General features: G+C 69.5%; 15 protein-coding genes and 1 riboswitch. Of the genes, 7 read left to right on the top strand and 8 right to left on the bottom strand.

The window, feature by feature from the left end; all coding sequences use genetic code 11:
* Position 1: 1 nt before the first annotated feature.
* The 3 genes from SALMUC_RS22285 to SALMUC_RS22275 are packed head-to-tail and all read right to left on the bottom strand — an operon-like array spanning position 2 to position 2,836.
* Positions 2–802: an FMN-binding protein gene (locus tag SALMUC_RS22285; RefSeq protein WP_020039386.1), complete on the bottom strand. Its 801-nt coding sequence runs from the start codon at positions 800–802 to the stop codon at positions 2–4.
* Complete coding sequence (locus SALMUC_RS22280; RefSeq protein ID WP_020039385.1) at positions 795–1,571, bottom strand: RnfABCDGE type electron transport complex subunit D; 777 nt, start codon at positions 1,569–1,571, stop codon at positions 795–797. Before SALMUC_RS22280 ends, SALMUC_RS22285 begins: the two co-directional genes overlap by 8 nt.
* Positions 1,568–2,836, bottom strand: coding sequence for a hypothetical protein (locus tag SALMUC_RS22275; RefSeq protein WP_020039384.1), 1,269 nt, complete (start codon positions 2,834–2,836; stop codon positions 1,568–1,570). Before SALMUC_RS22275 ends, SALMUC_RS22280 begins: the two co-directional genes overlap by 4 nt.
* A gap of 116 nt (positions 2,837–2,952) precedes the next feature.
* Between SALMUC_RS22275 and SALMUC_RS22270 the strand changes: the two genes are divergently transcribed.
* Positions 2,953–4,140 (top strand): hypothetical protein, encoded by a 1,188-nt coding sequence (locus SALMUC_RS22270; protein WP_020039383.1) that lies wholly within the window; start codon positions 2,953–2,955, stop codon positions 4,138–4,140.
* Positions 4,141–4,221: 81 nt separating this feature from the next.
* Here the strand turns inward: SALMUC_RS22270 and SALMUC_RS22265 are convergent, their stop codons facing one another.
* Together SALMUC_RS22265 and SALMUC_RS22260 are read right to left on the bottom strand one after the other, a co-directional pair.
* On the bottom strand, positions 4,222–5,286 hold the full coding sequence (locus tag SALMUC_RS22265; protein WP_020039382.1) for an FAD-binding oxidoreductase: 1,065 nt from the start codon (positions 5,284–5,286) through the stop codon (positions 4,222–4,224).
* A 5-nt stretch (positions 5,287–5,291) separates the two neighbouring features.
* Positions 5,292–6,524, bottom strand: coding sequence for an aromatic ring-hydroxylating oxygenase subunit alpha (locus tag SALMUC_RS22260; protein ID WP_020039381.1), 1,233 nt, complete (start codon positions 6,522–6,524; stop codon positions 5,292–5,294).
* A gap of 146 nt (positions 6,525–6,670) precedes the next feature.
* On the opposite strand from SALMUC_RS22260, the gene SALMUC_RS22255 reads away from it, so the two are divergent.
* Positions 6,671–7,552, top strand: coding sequence for a LysR substrate-binding domain-containing protein (locus tag SALMUC_RS22255; protein WP_020039380.1), 882 nt, complete (start codon positions 6,671–6,673; stop codon positions 7,550–7,552).
* On the opposite strand, the gene SALMUC_RS22250 is transcribed toward SALMUC_RS22255, so the two are convergent.
* A complete protein-coding gene (locus SALMUC_RS22250; RefSeq protein WP_084514055.1) occupies positions 7,477–8,220 on the bottom strand; it encodes a TetR/AcrR family transcriptional regulator in 744 nt (247 codons plus the stop codon). The genes SALMUC_RS22255 and SALMUC_RS22250 overlap by 76 nt on opposite strands.
* Positions 8,221–8,334: 114 nt before the next feature.
* Here SALMUC_RS22250 and SALMUC_RS22245 point away from each other — a divergent pair, with 114 nt between their 5' ends.
* Positions 8,335–10,371 carry an NADH:flavin oxidoreductase gene (locus tag SALMUC_RS22245; RefSeq protein ID WP_020039378.1) on the top strand — a complete coding sequence of 679 codons (2,037 nt, stop codon included), beginning with the start codon at positions 8,335–8,337 and terminating at the stop codon, positions 10,369–10,371.
* Between the two features lie 16 nt (positions 10,372–10,387).
* Here the strand turns inward: SALMUC_RS22245 and SALMUC_RS22240 are convergent, their stop codons facing one another.
* Entirely contained in the window at positions 10,388–11,206 is an 819-nt protein-coding gene (locus tag SALMUC_RS22240) for an alpha/beta hydrolase (protein WP_020039377.1), read from the bottom strand.
* Between the two features lie 38 nt (positions 11,207–11,244).
* Positions 11,245–13,350: a TonB-dependent siderophore receptor gene (locus tag SALMUC_RS22235; RefSeq protein ID WP_020039376.1), complete on the bottom strand. Its 2,106-nt coding sequence runs from the start codon at positions 13,348–13,350 to the stop codon at positions 11,245–11,247.
* Positions 13,351–13,479: 129 nt separating this feature from the next.
* On the opposite strand from SALMUC_RS22235, the gene SALMUC_RS22230 reads away from it, so the two are divergent.
* The 4 genes from SALMUC_RS22230 (at position 13,480) to SALMUC_RS22215 (ending at position 17,503) form a co-directional block, all read left to right on the top strand.
* On the top strand, positions 13,480–14,412 hold the full coding sequence (locus SALMUC_RS22230) for a helix-turn-helix transcriptional regulator (protein WP_020039375.1): 933 nt from the start codon (positions 13,480–13,482) through the stop codon (positions 14,410–14,412).
* A gap of 152 nt (positions 14,413–14,564) precedes the next feature.
* Positions 14,565–14,672: riboswitch (guanidine-I (ykkC/yxkD leader) on the top strand.
* A gap of 97 nt (positions 14,673–14,769) precedes the next feature.
* On the top strand, positions 14,770–15,834 hold the full coding sequence (locus SALMUC_RS22225; protein WP_020039374.1) for a putative urea ABC transporter substrate-binding protein: 1,065 nt from the start codon (positions 14,770–14,772) through the stop codon (positions 15,832–15,834).
* A gap of 68 nt (positions 15,835–15,902) precedes the next feature.
* The gene (locus SALMUC_RS22220; RefSeq protein ID WP_020039373.1) at positions 15,903–16,715 is read left to right on the top strand and encodes an ABC transporter permease; all 813 of its coding nucleotides are present in this window, start codon (positions 15,903–15,905) and stop codon (positions 16,713–16,715) included.
* Positions 16,712–17,503, top strand: coding sequence for an ABC transporter ATP-binding protein (locus SALMUC_RS22215; protein ID WP_020039372.1), 792 nt, complete (start codon positions 16,712–16,714; stop codon positions 17,501–17,503). Before SALMUC_RS22220 ends, SALMUC_RS22215 begins: the two co-directional genes overlap by 4 nt.
* The last annotated feature ends 14 nt before the right edge of the window (positions 17,504–17,517 follow it).

The following is a 17,517-nucleotide window of genomic DNA, read 5'->3' as shown; positions in this document are numbered from 1 at the left end:
CTCAGAACTCCCCGTCGCGGACGGACTCGATCAGCGGGCCGTAGCCCGTCGGCCCCAGCCAGAACCGCACGATCCGCGTCATGGCGTTGCTCGTGCGGGTGGCGCCGGTGATGCCGTCGACCTCGTAGTCGCTGGTGCTTGGGCCGTGCGCGACCGCAAAGCGCATCTCGCCGCTGTCGTCGACATAGCGGGTGCCGGCGAACTCCGCCTGCCATGCCGGTTCCTCGATCCGCGCGCCCAGGCCCGGCGTCTCGGACTGGTCGGTGACCGTCATCCCGGCGATGGTTTCCATGTCGCCGCGCAGCGCGATCAGCGCCTCGATGCGCCCGTTGTAGCCCGCGCCGAAGATCGGCAGCACCAGCAGCTCGACCTCGTCCGCCTCGCGCAACATGTAGACCCGCACGAAGTCGGGCCGGTTGCCGATGTCCGCGAGGTCCTGCTCGGGCGTGAGCGCGGTCCAGTTCGCCGTGTCCAGCAGCGCGGTCTCGAGCGTCTCGGGCGTGACGTCCTTTGCCGCGTGGCCCGTGTCGAGGTTCACCACGACCGAGACCAGCGTCGCGTCCTCGGCCTCGTCCAGCAGGTCGGCCATGCCCGGGATCGCCGTCAGCAGCGCCTCGAGCCGGACCTGCACCTCGGCGGCGCGGTTGGCCGCCTGGATGGGTCGCAGGATCACCGTTGCCGCGCTCACTACCACGGCGCAGACCACCGCCGTCAGGAAAGCGACGAACAGCGTCTTGGTGCGGCTTTCGTTTGGCAGCACGAGCAGGCGCCGCCAGGCCGAGATCGGGTTGAGATCAGCCAAACCGTTTCCTCCGTCGTCTGACCCAGAGCGCGATGGACAGCTCGTCGAGCAGCGGCGCGGCGAGCGAGGCGAGCAACGCCGCCGAGACCATCGCCTGCACAGGCGCCGCGCCGCTCCAGTGTGCCGTGAAAGCCGCAGCCAACGCGCCGAAGAGCGCGCCGTTCAGCCAGCGGCCCAGCCGCGTCGCGGCGCTGGCCACGGGATCGCAGACCAGCAGCACCAGCACCACGGCGACTGCGGTGCCGGTCTCGGCATAGTCGACACCCAGCACCGCCCCCACCGCAAGCGCCAAGACGGTCGAAACCACCAGCGGCGCCGCGATCACGCCCGTTGCCATGCCGATCAACGCCGCGGGCGCAGCGGCCCAGCCCAGCTGCACCGCGAGATCCGGCCAGGGCGCCACCGGGTAGCCGAAGCCCATGAAGGCCAGCGTCACCGTCGCCGGGTTGAGCACGTTGCGCCCCCAACCGCCGAAGGCGAGCTCGGCCATGACCACGCCGAAGCTGGTCGAGAGCAGCAGCGCCACCAGCCCCAGCTCGCGCGGCGCTAGCATGGCGAGGCAGATGGCCGTCATCGCCCCCGCGATCGAGGGCGGCTGCGCCCGCGCCAGCATCCAGATCACGTGCCAGACGCCCGCGACCACGAGGAAGAAGAGCAGCCGCGCGACGGCCTCCAGCCCCTCGGCCATGACCCAGAGCGCGACCACGGGAAAGATCGCGATCAGTAGCATCATGGCGACGGTTTCGCGGTCCCAGAGCCCCCGGATCATGCGATGCCCTCCGCCTCGATCCGCTCCAGCAGGCTGTCCAGCATTCGCGAGAGCCGCGGCTCGGCGCGGGTGACGTAGTCGGCCAGGGCGAGATCCTCAGCGAGCAGCGACAGCGCGCCCAGCCGGATCAAGCCCTCTGCGTCGCCCGCCGAAAGCGCGCGCAGCAGCGGCACCGCCGGGATCTCGCCGCCGAGCGCCCGGTCGAGCGCCGCGCTGGGGATGAGCGGCAGCGGGCGCGAGGCGCCGCGCAGGGCCCGCAGGAACCAGTGATCCACCGGCGCATGGTCTTCGGGCGTCAGCACCGCCGCCTGACGGTCGCCCGGCCGCAGCCAGCGGGCCTTGCGGCCGTCGAGCGCAGAGCCCGACAGGATCACATGCGGACCGGGCCGGACGTGGCCCTGCGCCAGCCCGCGCAGATCGGCCCAGGGCTGGCAGCGCACCAGCACGGGCGTGCGCATGGCGCTGCCGGTGACGGAAACCAGTCGCGTGTCGCGCAGGTAACCGGTCCCGAGCAGCTCGCCCAGTGCGGTCACGTCCTCGGCGGCGACGTCCCAGACGGGCCGGCCCGGCGCGGCGGGGAAATTGCGATGGATCTGCAGCCCGGCAAGCCCCCAGGGATGCACCGCCTTGCTCTCGAGGATGCGCAGACCTTGGACCGCCTCGCTCGCGGGAAGGAGATCCGCCCCCTGCTCCTGGCAGAGGAAGACCGCCTCCGAGGCCAGCGCTCCCAGCGCTCGCAGGCCCCTTGCGAAAGCAGCCTCGTCGCCCGCGAGGGCCGTGGCGGGCGATGGCGCCCCGGGCCGCGTGTCGAGCGCCATGACGAAGATCGCCGCAGGCCTCTCGTCGGGCGCGGGCACATGACCGAAAGGGCGCGAGCGCAGGCTGCGCCAGAGCCCGCTGGTCTGCAGCAGGGCGCGCAGGGCGGCGGCGTCCGTCTCGTCACCGGGCGGCTCGTGGCGGTGGCGACCGGCGTCCGGCTCGTGAAACAGCTCGATCCGCTCCAGCCGCTGCCCCGGCCCGAGGTCGAGATGCGCGATGCGTCCCGGCATCGGTGCGGTGATGACCAGCCCATGCGCGCGCCGCAGCCGCAGCAGTGGCGCGCCCTGCGCCACGGTGTCGCCCTCGGAGACGAGCGGTTCGACGCGCAGATCGTCCCGCGCGGTGGCCGTCAGCGTTGCCTCGGCAGTGATGACCCGCTCCGGGGCCGACGCCGCGTCGGCAACTCGGCCCTGAAGGGGCAGGCCGGTCGTCCAGAAAGCAGACACGGTGTATCCTCTACCGCTCGATATGCCGCCCGTTTTGCTCACGACGCTTGCGAGACTCACGAGGCGCCCATACGATCACGATATCGTGTGAAGCCAATTCATCAAGCCAGATCGCCATGTCCAGAATTCGCCATTTCGTCACATGCCTCTTTCATGGTCTCGCCGTCGCGGCGGTGACCACCATCGGGCTGACCGCGGCTCCTCCGGCGGCCGCTCAGTCCTCGAACAGCATCGACTCGGTCGAGGGCCTGCCGACCTTCGTGATGCCGCCGAGCGGGCCGTTCTCGCCAAACGAGATCACCATTCCCAACGCCCGCGCCATCGCGGCATGGGTGCGCTCGGGCCACTCGGATGCCTCGTCCGAGGCCTTCACGCACTGGGACGAGGAGGGCAGCATCCCGCCGGTCTGCGCGACCTGCCACTCCGGCGCCGGATTCCGCGCCTTCCACGGCCTCGACGGCAGCGCCCCGGGCCTGCCCGAACAGCCCGTGCCGACGGGCGGCGTGGTCGACTGCGAGACCTGTCACAACCGCAACCTCGGCGCGGTCGAGCAGATCACGCTGTCCTCGGGGGTCGATCACCCCGTCATCGTCGGCGAAGCGGCCTGCGTGACCTGCCACCAGGGCCGCGCGGCGGGCAGTTCCGTGACGAAGGCTGTGGACGAGCTGCCCGAGGATTCCCCGAACGAGGACCTGGGCTTCGTCAATCCGCACTACGCGCTCGCCGCGGCCAGCTCGCTGGGCGGCTACGGCGGGCTTGGCTACCAGTATCCGGGCAAGACCTACACGGGCCGCTTCCTGCACGCCAAGCCGGTCTCGACCTGCCTCTCGTGCCACGATCCGCACAGCCTCGAGGTGACGCAGGACACCTGCCTGATGTGCCACCAGACCGGCGATCCGGCCGAGATCCGCATCTCGCGCCAGAGCTATGACGGCAGCGGCAACACATCCAAGGGCATCCGCAGCGACATCGAGGCGAACTCCGAGCTGCTGATGTCGCTGATCTCGGACTACGCCGCAGAGGTGGCGGGCACGCCGATCGTCTACGACGGCGGGCACTATCCCTACTTCTTCGCCGACGCCAATGGCGACGGGCTGGCCGACGAACGCGACGGGTCGCGCATCAAATACGCAAGCTGGACCCCGCGCCTTCTGAAAGCCGCCTACAACTGGAAATTCGTGAACGCCGATCACGGCATCCACGTGCACAACCCGCACTACGCGCTGGAGTTGATCTACGACTCGGCCGAGGACCTCGCCGGTCAGCTCGACACGGACTTCGCCTCGCTCAACCTGCTGCGCTGAAAGGACCCCGCCGCCGGCTTCTCACGTGCCGGCGGCGGGTGTCGCGGTGCCGCGCCCGCCTTGTCGGCAGGCAAGAGGCAGTCAGGCCTCGATCTTGACCTTGCCCATCGGGTTGGAACAGCAGGCGAGGATGTAGCCCTCCTCGATGTCCTCCTCGGTGATGCCGCCGTTGTGCACCATGTGCACCTGCCCTTCCGTCTTGCGCACCTTGCAGGTTCCGCAAACGCCGAAGGTGCAGCCCGAGGGGATCACCAGCCCGGCCGAACGCGCGGCCGCCAGCAGCGTCTCGGTCTCGGCACACTCGATGGTGAGACCCGACGCGGTGAACTCGACCTGCGCCTTGATGTCGTCGTCGAGCGTGATGCCCTCGGGCACCTCCTCGGTCGACCCCACGGGGGCGTGGAAGCTTTCCTGGTGGTAGCGGTCCATGTCGTAGCCGAGACCCGCCAGCGCCTCGCGCACCGCCGTCATGAAGGGCTCGGGCCCGCAGCAGAAGACCTCGCGGTCGAGGTAGTCCGAGGCCGCAAGCCCCAGCAGAAGCTGGTTGAACTGGCCGCGGAAGCCCGTCCAGGGCTGGTAGCGGTCGGTGTCCTGCACGACCCAGGCGAGCTCGATCCCGGTGATGCGCGAGGCCATGTGCTCGAGCCGCTGGCGGAAGATGATCTCGGAGGGGCGCCGCGCGCAGTTGATGAAGACGATGTCCGGATCGCGGCCGCCGTCGAACATGTAGGTCGTCATCGACATCATCGGGGTGATGCCCGAGCCGGCCGAGATGAAAAGGTATTTCTCGGACGGGTGGTTCAGGTGGGAAAAGGCCCCGCCCGGTCCCGTCGCCCGCAGCCGCACGCCGGGACGCAGGTTGTCGAGCATCCAGCGCGTCCCGAGCGAGCCCTCCTGCGCCTTGACTGTGATCGTCAGCGCCGTCGGCCGCGAGGGCGAGGACGAGATCGTGTAGGTCCGGTGCAGCGGCCCGCCCGGCACCGGCAGCTCCAGCGTGATGAACTGCCCCGGCTTGAAGCGGAACAGCGCGCCCGAGGGCGCCTGGAAGGTGAAGGTGACGACGTTGGGCGCCTCGGGCAGCGACGAGACGCATTCCAGCGGCTCGTCGTCGGTCCAGAACGCAAGCGTGGGGGTCATGGCGGTCATCGCGTTCACTCCGCCGCGACGGCGCGCGGCGCCAGCCGGCTCTGCATGGTCCGCACGTACCAGTCGATGAACTGCTCGACGCCCGATTCCTGCTCGGGGCTGTAGGGGCCCGGCAGGTAGGCGGGCGAGTTGATGCCCTGCTGGTTGCCCTCGACGATCTCGCGGTCCTCGTCGTTGGTGGCGATCCAGACCTCGGTGAGGCGCTTCAGGTCGTAGTCGACGCCCTCGACGGCGTCCTTGTCGACCAGCCAGGTGGTCGTCACCTCGGTCTCCTGCGGGCCGATGGGCGTGACCCGGAAGGTCAGCGAGATGTCGGGCAGGAAGTGGTTCCAGGTCGACGGGTAGTGGAACTTCAGCAGAGAGCCGGCGTCGGGCAGCGCGACACGGCCCAGCGGGCGGCGCACGGCGGCCTTGCCGTCCATGGTGTAGCTGACGGCGGTCTCCTGCAGTGGCATCCGCGCCAGCCGGTACTGCCCGGCAAAGCCCGCGAGCTGGAACTGCGCGGGCGCACCCGCCGCCGCGCAGCGGTCGAAATGCGCCTGCAGCCGCGGCGAGATGCTGCCGTCGGCCGACACGCCCGCCACCTCGGGATCGAGCGGGAAGGACCGGCAGAGCGCAGGGTGCGTGCCCCCGCAGTGATAGCATTCGCGGTTGTTCTCCCAGACCAGCTTCCAGTTGCCCTTCTCGACGATGGACGAGCTGTAGGCGACCTTGGCGCGCTGCAGGTCGTGCACCTCGAGATAGGGGCGCGCCAGCTCGGCGAAGGCCTCGAAGTCCGGAGCCTCGTCGGCAAGGCAGATGTAGATCAGCCCGCAGAGGTTGCGCAGGTGCACGGGCCGCAGGTTGTATTTCGCCGGATCGAATTCCGCCCCCATGTCGCGGGCCCAGATCAGGCGGCCGTCGAGATCGTAGGTCCACTGGTGATAGGGGCAGACCAGCTTGGCGACCTGCCCGTCGCGCGCCTTGCACAGCACCGAGCCCCGGTGCCGGCACGAGTTGTGGAAGGCGCGGATCTCGCCGTCGGCGCCGCGCACGACGATGACGTTGTAGGCACCAACCTGGATGCGGGCATAGGCGCCGGTCTTGGTCAGCTGGCAGGCCGGGATCGCGTAGAGCCAGTCGCGGTAGAAGATCTGCTCGAGATCCTGCGCGTAGATCTCCGGGTCGGTGTAGAAGTCGCGCTCGAGCGAGAACCCGGGTTCGCGGCGGGCGAGCATATCGGAAAGAAGGTCGGTCACGATGCGGCCTCTCTGGCGTGGACGGCGTGAATTCACCTGAGGCATTGCGCGTCGAATCGGCTTGCCTCAACGGCAAAATTTCTCACCTTAGATTAGCTGAATTCACCTGTCGCCTTTGCGACTCCTGCTGGACGGAAAACGACCGCATGGCCCGCCCCTACGATCTTCCCTCGATGACCGCGCTCGTCTGCTTCGAGGCGGCTGCCCGAAATTTGAGCTTCAAGGCCGCCGCCTCCGAGCTCAACGTGACCCCGGCGGCGATCAGCCACCAGGTCAAGGCGCTCGAGGCCGAGCTGAGCGTGCCGCTCTTCCGCCGCCAGCACCGGGGCGTCGATCTGACGGAAACCGGGGCCTATCTCTTCGTGGCGCTGCAACGCGGGTTCGAGGGGATCTCGGACGCGGTCGGCGAAATTCGCGGCCCCGCCGAGACCGAGGACGTGATCGTGCAGGCCACCACCGCCGTCAGCGCCTTCTGGCTCACGCCGCAGATCGCCGCCTTCTGGCAGACCCGCCCCGAGATCGTCGTCTCGCAGATCGTCAGCGATATCGCCGCGCCCTCGGGCCGGGCCGATCTCAGCATCCACTACGGCACCATGCCGGCGGACGACCCCGACTGCCGGCTGCTCTTCCACGACGAGATCGTCGCCGTGGGCACTCCCACCTACGCCCGGGCGCAGGGCATCGCCTCGGTCGAGGACCTGCTGCCGGCGCCGCTGATCCACATGCAGGCGGACGAGACCGACTGGACCGGCTGGCCCGACTGGCTGGGCGCGCTCGGGTGGCCGCCACCGGGCGGGCGGCGCATCGCGGTCAACAACCACATGATCGCCCTGCAACTCGCCCGCGACGGGGCCGGGGCCGTGCTGGGCTGGACCGGCCTCATCGGGCCGCTTCTCGACAGCGGCGAACTGGTCCAGCTGGTGCCCGAACGGGTGCCCTCGCCGCAAGTCTTCTACCTGCGCACCCATCCGCGCGCCTCCGGCCGGGCCCGGATCTTTCGCGACTGGCTGGTGGCCGCGCACCGCTGAGCTAGCCCTCCGCCCCGCCCCGGGGCTCGTAGCCCCAGCCGGGCGCGGAACCGCGCCAGCTCCGACTCGGTCGCCGCCTGCCCTGCGAAGGTCTTCACGTAGGCCGGGATGCGCACCATACGCTCCTCGAGGCTCTCCTGCGTCTGCAGGGAGATATAGCCGACCTGCACGAGATAGACGGTGCGCGCGCGCACGTCGGCCTCGGCGGCATCGAAGCCGAAGCGCGCGAACATCGCCCGGATCGCGTCGAGCCGGCGAGCATCCGCCGCCGCCACCCGCGCCATCACGGCGTCCGAGCGATGCGCCCAGCCGCGCACGGCAAGATCGAAACGAGGCTCGAACCGCGTCTCGTCGAGGAAGACGCCGATCACGTTCAGCACCGCCTCGGAGACGGTCTCGGCATAGGCCTCGCAGCCCGCGACAAGCGCCTCGGTGTTGGTCTCGTCCCAGCTGTCCAGCAGCGCGCCGAGGATCGCCGCGCGGTCCTTGAAGAACCAGTAGAAGCTGGTGCGCGACAGGTTCAGGCGCGCGGCCAGCGGCTGGATCTTCACCGCCTCGAGTCCGCTGTCGAGAAAGGCCGCCTTGGCCGCATCCAGCCACAGCTCGCGCGAGCCGCGCCAGCCCTTGCGGTCCTCGGTCTCCGCGTCCTGTGCATCCGTTGTCGTCATGGCCGCATCCTATCGCCGCGCCCACCGGGCGACAACAGGAATATACATCGATGAACGCATACTTGACACCGATGAACATTTTGTGGAATCCGGAAGGCGACAAGGGAGACCGCCATGACCAACGATCCGCTCCTCCAGCCCTACCGGCTGAAACATCTGACCCTGAAAAACCGGCTGATGATCTCGAGCCACGAACCCGCCTACCCCGAGGACGGGATGCCCAAGGAGCGGTACCGGGCCTATCACGCGGAGCGGGCGCGCGCCGGCGTCGCGCTGACCATGACCGCCGGATCGGCCAGCGTCTCGCGCGACAGCCCGCCGGTCTTCAACAACATCCTGGCCTGGAAGGACGAGGTCGTCGGCTGGATGAAGGCGCTCACCGACGAATGCCACGACCACGGCTGCGCGGTGATGATCCAGCTCAGCCACCTTGGCCGCCGCACCCGCTGGGACAAGGGCGACTGGCTCCCGGTCGTCTCTGCCGGGCACGAGCGCGAGGTGGCGCACAGGGCTTTCCCGAAGATGGCCGAGGACTGGGACATCGCCCGCATCATCGAGGACTACGCCGATGCCGCCGAGCGGATGCAGGCCGCCGGGCTCGACGGGATCGAGCTCGAGGCCTACGGGCACCTGATGGAGCAGTTCATGTCGCCGCTGACCAACGCGCTCGACGCGCCCTGGGGCGGCGACCTGGACGCGCGGCTGCATTTCACGATGGAGGTGCTGCGCGCCATCCGGGCCCGCGTGGGCGACGACTTCATCGTCGGGGTGCGCTACTCGGGGGATGAATGCCTGCCCGGCGGCAACGGCCCCGAGGAGGGCATGGCCGTGTCGCACCGCCTGAAGGACTGCGGCATGGTCGACTTCCTCAACGTGGTACGCGGCCATATCGACACCGATCCCGGCCTGACCGACCTGATCCCCGTGCAGGGCATGCGCAGTGCCCCGCATCTCGATTTCGCGGGCCGGATCCGCGCCTCGACCGACTTCCCGACCTTCCACGCCGCCAAGATCCAGGATGTCGCCACCGCCCGCCACGCCATCGCGAGCGGCAAGCTGGACATGGTCGGCATGACCCGCGCCCACATGGCCGATCCGCATATCGTCGCCAAGATCATGCGCGGCGAGGAAGAGCGCATCCGCCCCTGCGTCGGCGCCAACTACTGCCTCGACCGCATCTACCAGGGCGGCATGGCACTCTGCCTGCACAACCCCGCCACCGGGCGCGAGCTGGAGCAGCCGCACGAGGTGCCCGCCGCCGCCGGGGAACGCCGCGTGGTGATCGTGGGCGCCGGGCCCGCCGGCCTCGAGGCGGCGCGTGTCGCGGCCGCGCGCGGGCACGAGGTGATCGTGCACGAGGCCGCCAACGACCCCGGCGGCCAGGTCCGCCTGACCGCGCAGACTCCGCGCCGCCACGAGATGATCCAGCTGATCCAGTGGCGCTTCGAGGAATGCACCCGGATGGGCGTGACCTTCCGCTTCAACAGCTTCGCCGACGCCGAGACCGTCGCGGCCGACGCGCCGGACGTTGTCATCGTCGCTACCGGCGGCCTGCCCCATACCGAAGTGCTGGAAAAGGGCAACGACCTCGTGGTTTCGGCCTGGGACATCCTGTCGGGCGACGCGCGGCCCGGATCGAACGTGCTGATCTACGACGACGCGGGCGACTACCCCGCGTTGCAGGCGGCCGAGGCGATCGCCGCCACAGGCGCCTCGGTCGAGGTCATGACCCGCGACCGCGCCATCTCGCCCGAGGTCATGGCGATGTCGCTGACGCCTTCCATGCGCGAGCTGCAAAAGCAGGACGTGACCTTCACCGTCTCGTGGAAGCTCGACGCCGTGCACCGCGAGGGCAACGCCCTGCGCGCCACCATCGGCAGCGACTACGGCGGCGTGACCCGCACGCGCGAGGTCGACCAGGTGGTGGTGAACCACGGCACGCGCCCGCTCGACGACCTCTACTTCGACCTGCGCCCCGCCTCGTCGAACCTTGGCGAGGTCGACTACGAGGCGCTGATCGAGGGCCGCCCGCAGGCGGCCACGCGCAACCCCGAGGGCACCTACAGGCTGTTCCGCATCGGCGACGCGGTCGCCGCGCGCAACACCCATGCGGCGATCTACGACGCGCTGCGGCTGGTCAAGGCGATCTGAGCCGCGCGGGTTGGGATCACCCGGCCTGCCAGAGAAAGGCCACCGCCCGCGCGAGGAAGGCGCTAACGGACGAGCCATGCGTTTCGCCCGGGAAGGTAACGAATTTTGCCCCCAGCGCCTCGGCCATTTGCCTCGCGCGGCCCGTCATATCGCGCTCGCGCAGCCGCGCGACGCGATCCGGGGGCTGGTTCGCGGCCTCGGCCGCCGCCGGGGCCTCGAGCCCGCCGATGGTGACGAGCACCTCGGCCCCGTTCGGGTCCGGCTCGCCGAGCAGGCCTTCGGGGTCCGTCCAGATCGAGGGGCTGCCCGCCGCCACGTGCGAAAAAAGGCCCGGCCGCCGCGCATGCGCCGCCAGCGCGAAGGCGCCGCCGAAGCTGTGACCCAGCAGCATCCTGCGGGCGGGATCGACGGGCAGACGGTCCTCGATGGCCGGGATCAGCTCGGTCTCGATCACCTCCAGCGTGGCCTCGGGCCCGCCCCCCTGCGGCGGCCGTGCCACGAGGTCCGGGCCGCGACGGTCGAGGTCCACGAGGCTCGCACCCGGCCAGCCGATGCCGACGATCACTGTCGGGGTCGCCGTGCCCTGCGCGCCGCCGAGCGCACGCAGCCCGACCACGTCGCGCAGCGTGCCGAAGGTCCAGCCCGCGTCGAGCGCGTAGATGACGCCGTAGCCCTGCGCCGGCGGCTCGGCCGAGGGGACGGAGACGAGCACCCGGAACCGGTGCTCCGGCGGCCCCACCTCGAACTGCGCGGTGTCCGCCGGTGTCCAGGCCGCGCCGAGGTCTTCGGCGCGCGGGGCGGGGTCGGCAACCGCCGCGGCACCGAGGCTCAGCATCGCGACACAGGCCGCCGTGGCTGCAAGGCCCGGACGCATCAGAACGAGCGGGTCAGCGACACGTTGAAGGTGCGCGGCTCGCCCCGGAAGTTGAACACCGTCGTGCCGCCGACGCGGCTGTAGTAGTCGCGGTCGAAGGCGTTATCGATGCCGACCCGCAGTTCGAGGTCGTTGGCGAAGGTCCGCGAAGCCGTCAGGTCGACGACGCCATAGCCCGGCGCCTCGATCCCGCGCGAGGAGAACTCCGACATCCAGGTCAGCCGGCCGCCAAGGCTCCAGCCTTCGAGCGCGCCGGAGGTCACGTCGTAGGCGCCGGTGAGCTTGAACATGTGCTCGGGCGTGTAGGTCGAGAAGGCATCGCCCTCGTTGTCGCCGTTGAGATACTCGGTATCGGTGTAGGTGTAGCCCGCCGCCAGGTGGACATCCGGCGCCACCTCGCCCGCGACCTCCAGCTCGAACCCGCGCGAGACGACCTCCTCCTCGGCGACGTAGTAGTCCTCGCCCACGACGGAGACGGGCCGGTTAACCTCGCGCAGGTCGAAGAGCGCGGCCGAGACATCCAGCCCGTAGCCCAGCCGGGCCTTGGCCCCGATCTCGACCTGGCGCCCCTCGACAGGTTCCAGCAGGTCGCCGTCGTCGTCCAGTTCGGACTGCGGGATGAAGATTTCGGAATAGCTGGCGTAGAGCGTCGCGTTGTCGGTGATGTCATAGGTCAGGCCGGCAAAGGGCGTCACCTTCGCCTCGACATCGTAACGCGCGGTCGAGACCTCGCCGGTGGCCAGCGTCCTGGAGTCGACGGTGCCGTCATACCAGCTCAGCCGCGCGCCCCCGATGAGCGTCAGCGCATCCACCGGCGACAGGCGCACCTGCGAGTAGAGCCCGGTCGAGGTCGTCTCGGTGTCGGTGCGGCTGGTGTAGCTTGCATCCGGCCGGGCAACGCCGCCGTCCCAGTCGTCCAGATCCCAGCTGCCCGAGATCGCCCCGCGCGCCTGGTGCCGGGTGCTGTCGACCTTCTGCCAGTCGGCGCCGAGGATCGCGGTGCCGGTCCAGCCGGCCAGCGCGAAAGGCATCTCGGCGTGCACGTCGAAGGCAAGGCTGTCCTGTTCGAAGTCCTGCGCCAGCCAGGACAGCCGCGAGATCATGTTGTTCTCGTCGGCGGTGGACCCGGAATAGCCGTAGAGGAAATCCGCTTCCTGCCGCGACTTGCGCATCGAGAACTTCACCCGCGCGCCGTTGGCGAGGAAATGCTCGGCCGCCAGCACGGCGTCGGTCGTGGCGTTCTCGAAATCGTTCCAGTCGGGCCCCGTGGTGGCAGAGACATCGGTCCAGATCAGGTCGCCGTCGTCATCGGTCGGCAGTCCGTTGAAAGGCGCGATGTCGCGCTGCATGTGGCTGAGCGAAAAGGTCAGCTCGGTGTCCGGCGTCACGTCCCAGGCCAGCGTGCCGTAGAGCGAGCGCACGCCGTTCTCCACGCCGTCGACGAAATCACCGCCATCGCCATAGGCCCCCACCACGCGGCCGCGCAGCGTGCCCTCCTCGTTCAGCGCGCCCGAGACGTCGACCTCGGCCCGTGCCTGCCCGTTGGAGTCGCCCGACAGGGTCGCGTAACCCTTGGGCTCGGTCGCCGTCGCCTGCTTCAGACGCATGTTGATCGACCCCGCAGGCTCGCCCGTGCCGATGAAGAGGCCAGCGGGGCCCTTGAGCACCTCGATGTGGTCCACGATCGAGAGATCGGGCTGCGTGCCGTAGATCGAACTCACCGGCGCCGGCAGGCCGTCGAAGTAGAGGTAGTCGAACTCGTAGCCGCGCGAGAAGATCGACGACCGGCCGGTGTCGTTGTTGAGGATCATGATCCCCGGGGTATCGGCCAGCGCCTCTTCCAGCGCGGTGTAGCCGCCGTCGTCGATCTGCTTGCGCGTCACCACCGAGGTGGACTGCGGCACCTCGCGCGGGCTCATCGTGGCCTTTTCCCCGACCGAGACCAGGTCGGTCGAGTAGCTGTCGCTGTCCTCGGTCTCGTAGCTGGCGCCGTCGATGGTGATCTCGCCAAGGTAGACGGGCTCGTCCTGCGCCAGCGCGGGGCCGGTGAGCGCGGTGGTGACCAGAAGGGCCAGGCGTGTCGGGCGGGGCACGGAGGGCGTCATGCGCGGGATCCTCTTTAAATCTGACTATTTTTATAGATTTTTATCGGGTAGAGAGGGGCCGAACCAGCCAGCGACCTTCGCACGCCGTTCGGAAAGCTTTTCGAAAACGCCAAAATGCGGAGAGAGGCCATGGCGCCGGCCGGAATCAGCCTTCAAGACATCACGCGTTCGCTGCGCACGGGAATCCGGGATCACGGCGCCACGCTGCCGCCGGACCGCATCGTCCTGCACGGCGGTCGCGCCACGGCCACGCTGCCCTCGGGCCTGACGGTCAACCTGCAGGACACGCGCGCCGCGGCGGATTTCGAAACGTACATGACGCGGCCCGCAAACGTACTGCTGCACGTCGTGCTCGAGGGCCGGGTCAGCGCCCGGCTCGGCGACGAGGCGCTGGAGATCGGACGCCGGCCCGGCGCGCCCGTGCGGATCGTCTTCAGCGCGCTCTCCAGCCCGCTGCCCTTCCGCCGCAGCGCGAGCCGGGGCGAACGCCTGCGCAAGCTCACGGTGGGGCTGTCCTGGGACTGGCTCGCGGCGCGCGCCGTCACGCGAGAGGACATCCTGGCGGGCCGCACCCACCGGCTGGAAAGCTGGGTGGCTCCGCCCGGCGTCATCGCGCAGGTCCGCGCGTTGCTCGATACCCCGGACCCGGGGCCGTCGGGCACCTTCGCCAAGGAGGCCCTCGCATTGGCGCTGCTGCGGGATGCGATCGAGAGGCTCGTGCCGCACGGCAATGGCCTGAGGCCGGACGAACGCGACCGGCTGGCCCGGATGGAGGCCCTCGCGGACCGGCCCGGGCCCATCCCCGCCTTGGAGCGGATCGCCGCCGCCGGGGGCACGAGCGTCTCGACCATGCGGCGACTCTTCCGCCGGGCCTATGGCGAGCCGGTCATGACCTGCCTGCGACGGCGGCGGATGGAACAGGCGGCGGCGGCTCTGCGGCGCGGTGCCACGGTCTCCGAGGCGGCGCGGCTGGCGGGATACGAGACCCCCACCGCCTTCGCGACCGCCTTTCGGCAGGCCACCGGCGACAGCCCCTCGCGATTCCGTCGGCAGGCGGGTTGAGCCTCCACTGCGCGCTCGAGGCGACTGCGGGAGCATGAATTCGGGGGTCCGCGCCCGCCCTGGCTGCACAATTCGAGTGCATTCCCGGCGGGCATCCCGAGCAGGCTCACATTTTTCTTTGCCATGATCGCCGCCGCCGGGGCTGACTGAAGGGGCAGCGTGCTTAGGGTTCCGTTCGCCACGGCGAAGCCTGGTCCGAGAAGCACAACCTGCCCGGCAAATTCCGGGCGGGCACACGGCGGGCCAAAATCCCGGGAGATACACTGCGCAGGTCTCGTCCGCGCCCTTGTCTCCTTGTTCCGCCAGCGGGCTGACCGAAAACCAATATCGGCGGGACGCTTGCCAACGGGGAAGACCATGACCAGACAGACCCTCCTGACAGCCACGGCGCTCTCTCTGGGCGTTCTCGCAGCCACCGGCCCGGCGATGGCGCAAGAAAAGACCGACTTCCGCCTCGCCTGGTCGATCTACGTGGGCTGGATGCCCTGGGGCTATCTCGACGACAGCGGCATCATGGACAAGTGGGCCGAGAAGTACGGCATCACCGTCGATATCGTGCAGATCAACGACTACGTCGAATCCATCAACCAGTATACCGCGGGCGAATTCGACGGTGTCTCTGCCACCAACATGGACACGCTCTCGATCCCTGCGGGCGGCGGCGTCGACACCACCGCGCTGATCATCGGCGACTATTCAGACGGAAACGACGCGGTCATCCTGAAGGGCGAGGGATCGCTCGAGGATCTCGCCGGCAAGCCGGTGAACCTCGTGGAGCTCTCGGTCTCGCACTACCTGCTCGCGCGCGGGCTGGACAGCGTGGGCCTGTCCGAGGCCGACCTCGACGGCGTGGTCAACACCTCGGACGCCGACATGATCGCCGCCTATGCCGCGCCCGAGGTCGAGGCCGTGGTGACCTGGAACCCGCTCGTCTCGGAAATCCTGTCCTCGAACCCGGATGCGACCAACATCTTCGACAGCTCTCAGATCCCGGGCGAGATCCTCGACCTCATGGTGGTGAACACCGAGACGCTCGAGGCGAACCCCGACTTCGGCAGGGCCGTCGCGGGCGCCTGGTACGAGGTCATGTCGCTCATGGCCGAGGGCGACGAGGAGGCGCTGACCGCCATGGCCGAGGCCTCGGGCACCGACCTCGAAGGCTACAAGGCGCAGCTCGCGGCGACGGAAATGTTCTTCGACCCGGCCGATGCCGTGGCACAGGCCGCCTCCGGGGACCTGCCCGAGACCATGACCAACGTCGCGAACTTCCTGTTCGACAAGGGCATCCTCGGCGTCAACGCACCCTCGCCCGACTTCGTGGGCATCGCCTACCCGGACGGGTCGACCACGGGCAACACCGACAACGTGATGTTCCGCTTCGACACGACCTACATGCAGATGGCCGCCGACGGCAGCCTCTGAGACCGGAGACCCGCGCGGCCCCGGCATGGCCCGGGGCCGCCGCGCCCCTTTCCGCGAAAGGCCCGACGATGCGCCTCATCAACCGACGCCCCTCGCGGCCGATGGCCGTCTTCCTCGCAGCGCTGCCCTTCGTGCTGTTCGCGGCGGCCTATGTCATCGGCTCGGACATCCGCCTCAGCGCGAACCCGCAGGACAAGCTGCTGCCGGCGCCCTCGACCATCGGCGACACGGCGCTGCGCCTCTTCACCGAGGGCGACCGCCGCACCGGCGCGATCCTGCTCTGGCACGACACCGCCGCCAGCCTGCGGCGGCTGGGCCTTGGCGTGGGCATCTCAGCGCTGATCTCGCTGGTGACGGGGCTGCTCATCGGCCTGCTGCCCTACGCGCGGCGCACCTTCTCGGACTTCGTGGCGGTGCTGTCGATGGTGCCGCCGCTGGCGCTGCTGCCGATCCTCTTCATCGTCTTCGGCCTGGGCGAGACCTCGAAGGTCGTGCTCATCGTGATCGGCATCACGCCCTTCCTGATCCGCGACCTCAGCCAGCGCGTGCTCGACATCCCGCACGAGGAGATCGTCAAGGCGCAGACGCTGGGCGCCTCGACCACGACCATCGCCACCCGCGTGGTCCTGCCGCAGATCCTGCCGCGCCTCATCGCCGCCGTGCGCCTCTCGCTGGGCGCCGCCTGGCTGTTCCTCATCGCCGCCGAGGCGGTCGCCGCCGACACCGGGCTGGGCTACCGCATCTTCCTCGTGCGGCGCTATCTCGCGATGGACATCATCCTGACCTACGTCATCTGGATCACCGCGCTCGCCTTCCTGATCGACTGGGGCCTCAAGACGCTGTCGCGCCGGGCCTTTCCGTGGATGGGGGCGGGACTATGAGCTTCGTATCCGTCCGAGACGTCTGGCAGAGCTACGGCGGCCGCCCGATCATCGAACGCGTGAACATCGACGTGGCCGAGGGCGAGTTCGTCTCGATCGTCGGAGCCTCGGGCTGCGGCAAGTCCACCTTCCTGCGGCTCCTGCTGGCCGACGAGCAACCCACCCGGGGCAGCATCACCATCGACGGCGGCGCGCCGGCCCGCGAGCCGGGGATCGAGCGCGGCGTCGTCTTCCAGCGCTACTCGGTCTTTCCGCACATGAGCGTGCGCGACAATATCGTCGCCGGGCAGAGCTTCCAGCGTCCGTTGGGCCGTTTCTTCGGCGCGCGGCTGCGGCAGGCGCGGGAAGAGGCCGACGCGACCCTCGCCCGCATCGGGCTGTCGCATGTCGCCGACAACTACCCCGCGACGCTCTCGGGGGGGATGCAGCAGCGGCTGGCCATCGGGCAGGCGCTGACGGCGCGGCCGCGCGTGCTGCTGCTGGACGAGCCCTTCGGCGCGCTCGACCCGGGCACGCGGCTCTCGATGCACGACTTCCTCACCGAGCTGCGGGCCGAGACCAGCATGACCGTCTTCATGGTCACCCACGACCTCGAGGAGGGCTTCAAGCTGGGCGACCGCGTGCTGGTCTTCGACAAGCCGCGCTGGGACCCGCAGGACCCGGGCCTCTATGGCGCCACCATCACCTACGATTTCGACGCCCGCGATCGCGGCATCCCGTATCAGAACATCCTCGACGGGCTGCCCTCGCTGGGCCCGGCCCCGGTGCCGGCCGACGCCACGGGCTGAGGCCGGCGCCTTCG

It is taken from the genome of Salipiger mucosus DSM 16094 (genome assembly GCF_000442255.1).
Classification (GTDB): domain Bacteria; phylum Pseudomonadota; class Alphaproteobacteria; order Rhodobacterales; family Rhodobacteraceae; genus Salipiger; species Salipiger mucosus.
This window is presented reverse-complemented; position numbering and strand designations above follow the sequence as displayed.